The following is a 7116-nucleotide window of genomic DNA, read 5'->3' on the forward strand; positions in this document are numbered from 1 at the left end:
TTAAAACCAACCTTTTACTGTATCAACAGCACTATTCCACATACCACTAAAGAAAGAACCAATTCCGCGCATAGAACGTGTGAACCAGCCTGCCTCTTCTACTTCAGATTTTGTTACAAGGTCTACTTGTAATGATTTTCCTGATAAAAATCCAGGATCATTACTATCTTTAGACGTTACAACCATTTGGCCAAGTGTAACTCCCTTTTTCATAGGTGCCTCTTGTCCCTTATTTCCTTCTTTAAATTCTGTTTTATAAACGTCTTTACTTCCCTTTGGCACCGGAAGTGAAACAGCTTGCTTCGTTTGAACTGCTACATCTTTATCTTTCGCATTTTCAACTCTTACTGTTTCTTTTCCTTTAACCGAAGAACCTTTTTCATACATTTTCTTCATTTCAAAGTTAGCAAAGCCATAATCATATAATTTCTTTGTCTCATCAAATCTTGCCGTATGAGAATTTGTTTTAATAACTACAGAAATGAAACGCATACCATTTCTCTCGACCGTACCAGTGAAACAATCTCCTGCTTCTGGAGTTGATCCTGTTTTCAGACCATCTACGCCTTCATATTGCTTAACTAAGCCTTTTAGCATCCAATTCCAGTTATCCATATTAACTGGGTATTTTCCACCCTCTTGGAATACCTTTTTTGGAATTTTAGCTGTATCTAATACTTTTGGAAAGTCTTTAATAAGATTTTGTGCTAAAATCGCAACATCTCTTGCAGACATTTTATTTTCTTCTTCTGGAGTTGTTCCTTCAGGGTGTTGCCCTTTTAAATCTCTGTTCGTTAAGCCTGTAGAGTTGACAAATTTATAGCTTTTTAATCCAAACTCTTTCGACTTATCATTCATCATTTTTACGAAATCAACTTCTTTTCCTGCCACTGCTTCAGCTAAAGCGATTGTCGCTCCATTAGCAGAATAAATTGCCATTGCTTCATACAGTTCTTTTACCGTATAAGAACCACCATTTTCTAGCGGAACATTTGATAATGAACGATCTTGTGAAATTTTATATGCATATTCAGAAACTTTAACTTTTTGATCCCACTTCAGTTTCCCTTTTGATATTGCCTCATTCACTAAGTATTCACTCATCATTTTTGTCATACTGGCAATTGATAATAATTCATCTGCATTCTTTTGATATACAATTTTCCCAGAATTCGCTTCAACTAAAATCGCTGCACCTGCTTCAATGTTTAAAGCAGCTGCTGTTTCTGCTGATGCATTGCTATATGGTGCAAACATGCTACAAGCTATTGTAAGCACTGTTACCAACGCAATGAATCTTTTGCAAAACATACCTTTCACTTTTGCTACCCCCAATATCTATGTACTCACATAACCGTTATTCTAACATAATCAAAAAAAAATAGACAGAGATATCAAATCTCTGTCTATTTGTATATAAGACATTATAATGAGTAGTTTGGAGCCTCTTTTGTAATCTGTACGTGATGAGGATGGCTTTCACGTAAACCTGCACCTGACATACGAATGAACTGTGCATTCTCACGTAAGAATTCTAAATTCTGCGCTCCGCAATATCCCATACCTGCACGTAATCCACCAACTAATTGATGAACTGTATCTGCTAAAGGTCCTTTATATGGTACGCGTCCTTCAATACCTTCAGGAACAAGTTTTTTGTTTCCTTCTTGGAAGTAACGATCTTTACTTCCTTTTTCCATCGCTCCAACAGAACCCATACCACGATATACTTTAAATTGGCGACCTTGGTAAATTTCAGTTTCTCCAGGACTTTCAGCAACACCAGCAAACATACTACCTAGCATAACAACGTGTGCTCCTGCTGCTAAAGCTTTAACCATATCACCAGAGTACTTAACACCGCCATCAGCAATAACTGGAATACCGTGTTTACGAGCTTCTGTTGCACAATCATAAACTGCTGTTAATTGTGGTACACCAACACCAGCTACAACACGCGTTGTACAAATAGAACCTGGTCCAATACCAACTTTAACTACGTTTGCACCAGCCTCAATTAATGCTTTCGTTGCTTCAGCTGTAGCAACATTTCCAGCGATAATATTTAGTGCTGGATATTTCGCACGAACTTCTTTTACCTTTTCAATAACACCTTTAGAATGCCCATGAGCTGTATCAAGTACAATTGCATCTACGCTAGCTTTTACTAATGCATCGATACGAAGCATAGCATCAGCCGTTACACCAACAGCTGCTCCAACTAATAAGCGTCCTTGCTTATCTTTAGCAGAGTTTGGGAATTCAATTACTTTTTCAATATCTTTTATTGTAATAAGCCCTTGTAATACACCGTTATTATCAACAAGAGGGAGCTTTTCAATTTTATACTTTTGTAGGATCTTTTCAGCTTCTTCCAGTGTAGTACCAACTGGAGCTGTAATTAACTGTTCTTTTGTCATTACGTCAGAAATTTTGATTGAGTAGTCTTGGATGAAACGCATATCACGGTTTGTAATAATACCAACTAATTTTCGCTCATCTAAATTATTTACAACTGGTACACCTGAGATACGATATTTTCCCATAAGATGTTCTGCATCATATACTTGATGTTCTGGAGTTAAGAAGAAAGGATCTGAAATAACGCCGCTTTCAGAGCGCTTTACTTTATCAACTTGCTCTGCCTGTTGCTCAATAGACATATTCTTATGAATAATTCCTAAACCGCCTTGACGAGCCATTGCAATAGCCATGTCAGCTTCTGTTACTGTATCCATTCCTGCACTAATTAACGGGATGTTTAGCTGTAAGCTTTCAGATAAAACTGTTTTAACACTTACTTCTCTTGGTAATATATCTGACCTCGCTGGTACAAGTAATACATCATCAAAAGTCAAACCTTCTTTAACAAATTTAGATTCCCACATAATTGTTCCCCCCATGATACCAGAAATTATTATTAGTAGCTTATCAATTGGTTAAAATACTGTCAAGGACGTATATATATGTTAGAATTTTTAGACAATAAAAGGAGCGTAATATATGCATCAAACACATTGTACTTGGCAGCAATTAAGTTTCTTTTTTTCATCTCAAAATGTACAACGTTATCTTGCCCGTTGTTATGAAAAATCCTCCATACAAGATGCTGAAAAAAAAAGTTTTGAAAACTGTTATCCCTTTATTTACTACTTAGAACACGGGAAAAATTATTATGAATTATATAAGGTGGCCCCCTTTTCGATTCAGCCAATGTTGTTATTTTATGGAATTAGCCAACTGTTTAAAGCTTGCTTGTTAACTATTGATCCTAACTACCCAGAATCAACTACTGTTTTAGCTCATGGCGTTACAACTCGTAAACGAAAAAAACAGGGGTATCAATTTTTAGAAGATGAGGTGAAAATACAGAAAAACGGATTGTTTACTCACGTTGCAGAACAACTGTTTCACATGAAACACTTAGAAGCGGAGAAATTTAATATGTTAGAGCTAATGGGGAATATTCCTGAATTACAAAATTTGTTGCGCTATAGTCAAAAAGTATCAACTTTATGTAAGATCGATTCAACAAATAAAAATGAGCTCTCCTTTTCAGTCAATATATTAGATCGACTACATATGACTAAAGAGCGATTTTCTCGTTACATCGAAACAACTTGTAAGCATTTATCAATACAACACGTACCTGAGAAAAATAATGAATTAAATTTGTTTTTTTCGGCACCTATTCAATCATGGAATCCTATGTATAGTACACCTTTATACTACGAGCATCTTACTGACACTTATTATTTACCACTTACAACCGAACCTAGAAACTCTAAACCAGTGTTGCCTGAGCTCCTTGTTCACTATTTATTGCTCTATAATTTAAGCATGATTTCTAGGTATGAAACAGATTGGTGGTATGACTTACTTGGAAGCTATGGCTCTGAAGATTATCCATTTATTTATCAGTTTCTCAATATTTCTGCTCAAAAAATCCCTTACTATATTTCAACATTTTTACTAACAGAACCGGGCCTATTTCATGGGAAATAAAAAAACACAAGTCAAAAGACTTGTGTTTTTATCTTGCTTGGCGACGTCCTACTCTCACAGGGACAAGGTCCCAACTACCATCGGCGCTAGAGAGCTTAACTTCCGTGTTCGGTATGGGAACGGGTGTGACCTCTCTGCCATCATCACCAAACTATGAAGGCATATTCCTTCAAAACTAGATAACATTTGCTTCATATTATATGGTTAAGTCCTCGATCTATTAGTATTCGTCAGCTCCACATGTCACCATGCTTCCACCTCGAACCTATCAACCTGATCATCTTTCAGGGATCTTACTAGCTTACGCTATGGGAAATCTCATCTTGAGGGGGGCTTCATGCTTAGATGCTTTCAGCACTTATCCCTTCCGCACATAGCTACCCAGCTATGCCCTTGGCAGAACAACTGGTACACCAGCGGTGCGTCCATCCCGGTCCTCTCGTACTAAGGACAGCTCCTCTCAAATTTCCTACGCCCACGACGGATAGGGACCGAACTGTCTCACGACGTTCTGAACCCAGCTCGCGTACCGCTTTAATGGGCGAACAGCCCAACCCTTGGGACCGACTACAGCCCCAGGATGCGATGAGCCGACATCGAGGTGCCAAACCTCCCCGTCGATGTGGACTCTTGGGGGAGATAAGCCTGTTATCCCCGGGGTAGCTTTTATCCGTTGAGCGATGGCCCTTCCATGCGGAACCACCGGATCACTAAGCCCGACTTTCGTCCCTGCTCGACTTGTAGGTCTCGCAGTCAAGCTCCCTTATGCCTTTGCACTCTACGAATGATTTCCAACCATTCTGAGGGAACCTTTGGGCGCCTCCGTTACACTTTAGGAGGCGACCGCCCCAGTCAAACTGCCCACCTGACACTGTCTCCCGGGTCGATAAGACCCGTAGGTTAGAATTTCAATACAGTCAGGGCGGTATCCCACCAGCGCCTCCACCGAAGCTAGCGCTCCGGTTTCAATGGCTCCCGCCTATCCTGTACAAACTGTACCAAAATTCAATATCAGGCTACAGTAAAGCTCCACGGGGTCTTTCCGTCCTGTCGCGGGTAACCTGCATCTTCACAGGTACTATAATTTCACCGAGTCTCTGGTTGAGACAGTGCCCAAATCGTTACACCTTTCGTGCGGGTCGGAACTTACCCGACAAGGAATTTCGCTACCTTAGGACCGTTATAGTTACGGCCGCCGTTTACTGGGGCTTCAGTTCAGAGCTTCGCTTACGCTAACCCCTCTCCTTAACCTTCCAGCACCGGGCAGGTGTCAGCCCCTATACTTCGCCTTACGGCTTCGCAGAGACCTGTGTTTTTGCTAAACAGTCGCTTGGGCCTATTCACTGCGGCTTTCCGTTAAGAAAGCACCCCTTCTCCCGAAGTTACGGGGTCATTTTGCCGAGTTCCTTAACCAGAGTTCTCTCGCACACCTTAGGATTCTCTCCTCGCCTACCTGTGTCGGTTTGCGGTACAGGCACCTTTTATCTCGCTAGAAGCTTTTCTTGGCAGCGGGGAATCAAAGACTTCGCTCCATAAGGAGCTTCCCCATCACAGCTCAGCCTTCACGATAAGCGGATTTGCCTACTTATCAGCCTAACTGCTTGGACGTGCACAACCAATCGCACGCTTCTTCTATCCTTCTGCGTCCCTCCATTGCTCAAACGATAAAGAGGTGGTACAGGAATATCAACCTGTTGTCCATCGCCTACGCCTGTCGGCCTCGGCTTAGGTCCTGACTAACCCTGAGCGGACGAGCCTTCCTCAGGAAACCTTAGGCATTCGGTGGACGGGATTCTCACCCGTCTTTCGCTACTCATACCGGCATTCTCACTTCTAAGCGCTCCACCAGTCCTTCCGGTCTGACTTCACTGCACTTAGAACGCTCCCCTACCACTGATACCATTGGTATCAATTCGCAGCTTCGGTGGTGTATTTAGCCCCGGTACATTTTCGGCGCAGAGTCACTCGACTAGTGAGCTATTACGCACTCTTTAAATGGTGGCTGCTTCTGAGCCAACATCCTAGTTGTCTAAGCAACTCCACATCCTTTTCCACTTAATACACACTTTGGGACCTTAGCTGGCGATCTGGGCTGTTTCCCTCTTGACTACGGATCTTATCACTCGCAGTCTGACTCCTAAGGATAAGTCATTGGCATTCGGAGTTTGACTGAATTCGGTAATCCGATGAGGACCCCTAGTTCAATCAGTGCTCTACCTCCAAGACTCTTACACTTAAGGCTAGCCCTAAAGCTATTTCGGGGAGAACCAGCTATCTCCAGGTTCGATTGGAATTTCTCCGCTACCCACACCTCATCCCCGCACTTTTCAACGTGCGTGGGTTCGGGCCTCCATTCAGTGTTACCTGAACTTCACCCTGGACATGGGTAGATCACCTGGTTTCGGGTCTACGACCACGTACTAAACGCCCTATTCAGACTCGCTTTCGCTGCGGCTCCGCCTCTTCAGCTTAACCTCGCACGGGATCGTAACTCGCCGGTTCATTCTACAAAAGGCACGCCATCACCCATTAACGGGCTCTGACTATTTGTAGGCACACGGTTTCAGGATCTCTTTCACTCCCCTTCCGGGGTGCTTTTCACCTTTCCCTCACGGTACTGGTTCACTATCGATCACTAGGGAGTATTTAGCCTTGGGAGATGGTCCTCCCAGATTCCGACGGAATTTCACGTGTTCCGCCGTACTCAGGATACATTCAAGAGAGAACGAAGTTTCGACTACGGGGTTGTTACCCTCTGTGACGGACCTTTCCAGGTCGCTTCGTCTACCTCGTTCCTTTGTAACTCCGTATAGAATGTCCTACAACCCCAAGAGGCAAGCCTCTTGGTTTGGGCTAGATTCCGTTTCGCTCGCCGCTACTCAGGAAATCGCATTTGCTTTCTCTTCCTCCAGGTACTTAGATGTTTCAGTTCCCTGGGTCTGTCTTCCATACCCTATGTATTCAGGTAAGGATACCATACCATTACGTATAGTGGGTTTCCCCATTCGGAAATCTTCGGATCAAAGCTTACTTACAGCTCCCCGAAGCATATCGGCGTTAGTCCCGTCCTTCATCGACTCCTAGTGTCAAGGCATCCACCGTGCGCCCTTT

3 protein-coding genes and 2 rRNA genes (1 of these 5 only partly in view) are annotated in these 7116 nt (G+C 42.6%); 1 reads left to right on the forward strand and 4 read right to left on the reverse strand.

The genetic code is table 11. The features are described from left to right. Both QCI75_RS26740 and guaB read right to left on the reverse strand, forming a co-directional pair. On the reverse strand, positions 1-1311 hold the full coding sequence (locus QCI75_RS26740; protein ID WP_186320961.1) for a D-alanyl-D-alanine carboxypeptidase family protein: 1311 nt from the start codon (positions 1309-1311) through the stop codon (positions 1-3). A 113-nt stretch (positions 1312-1424) separates the two neighbouring features. After that, entirely contained in the window at positions 1425-2888 is a 1464-nt protein-coding gene (gene guaB / locus QCI75_RS26745) for an IMP dehydrogenase (protein ID WP_002107266.1), read from the reverse strand. Positions 2889-3003: 115 nt separating this feature from the next. On the opposite strand from guaB, the gene QCI75_RS26750 reads away from it, so the two are divergent. Next, on the forward strand, positions 3004-4005 hold the full coding sequence (locus tag QCI75_RS26750; RefSeq protein WP_144507870.1) for a YaaC family protein: 1002 nt from the start codon (positions 3004-3006) through the stop codon (positions 4003-4005). Positions 4006-4040: 35 nt separating this feature from the next. Here the strand turns inward: QCI75_RS26750 and rrf are convergent. Both rrf and QCI75_RS26760 read right to left on the reverse strand, forming a co-directional pair. Then, positions 4041-4156: ribosomal RNA gene (gene rrf, locus QCI75_RS26755) — 5S ribosomal RNA — on the reverse strand. Between the two features lie 49 nt (positions 4157-4205). Beyond that, positions 4206-7116, reverse strand: a 23S ribosomal RNA gene (locus QCI75_RS26760); it runs 11 nt beyond the window's last position.

It is taken from the genome of Bacillus cereus group sp. RP43 (genome assembly GCF_040459645.1).
In the GTDB taxonomy this organism is placed as follows: domain Bacteria; phylum Bacillota; class Bacilli; order Bacillales; family Bacillaceae_G; genus Bacillus_A; species Bacillus_A mycoides_C.

What these genes read in the sequence shown, in the direction of transcription:
- guaB (WP_002107266.1), bottom strand. Translation starts at nt 2,888, where the DNA reads ATGTGGGAATCTAAATTTGTTAAAGAAGGTTTGACTTTTGATGATGTA.
- QCI75_RS26740 (WP_186320961.1), bottom strand. Translation starts at nt 1,311, where the DNA reads ATGTTTTGCAAAAGATTCATTGCGTTGGTAACAGTGCTTACAATAGCT.
- QCI75_RS26750 (WP_144507870.1), top strand. Translation starts at nt 3,004, where the DNA reads ATGCATCAAACACATTGTACTTGGCAGCAATTAAGTTTCTTTTTTTCA.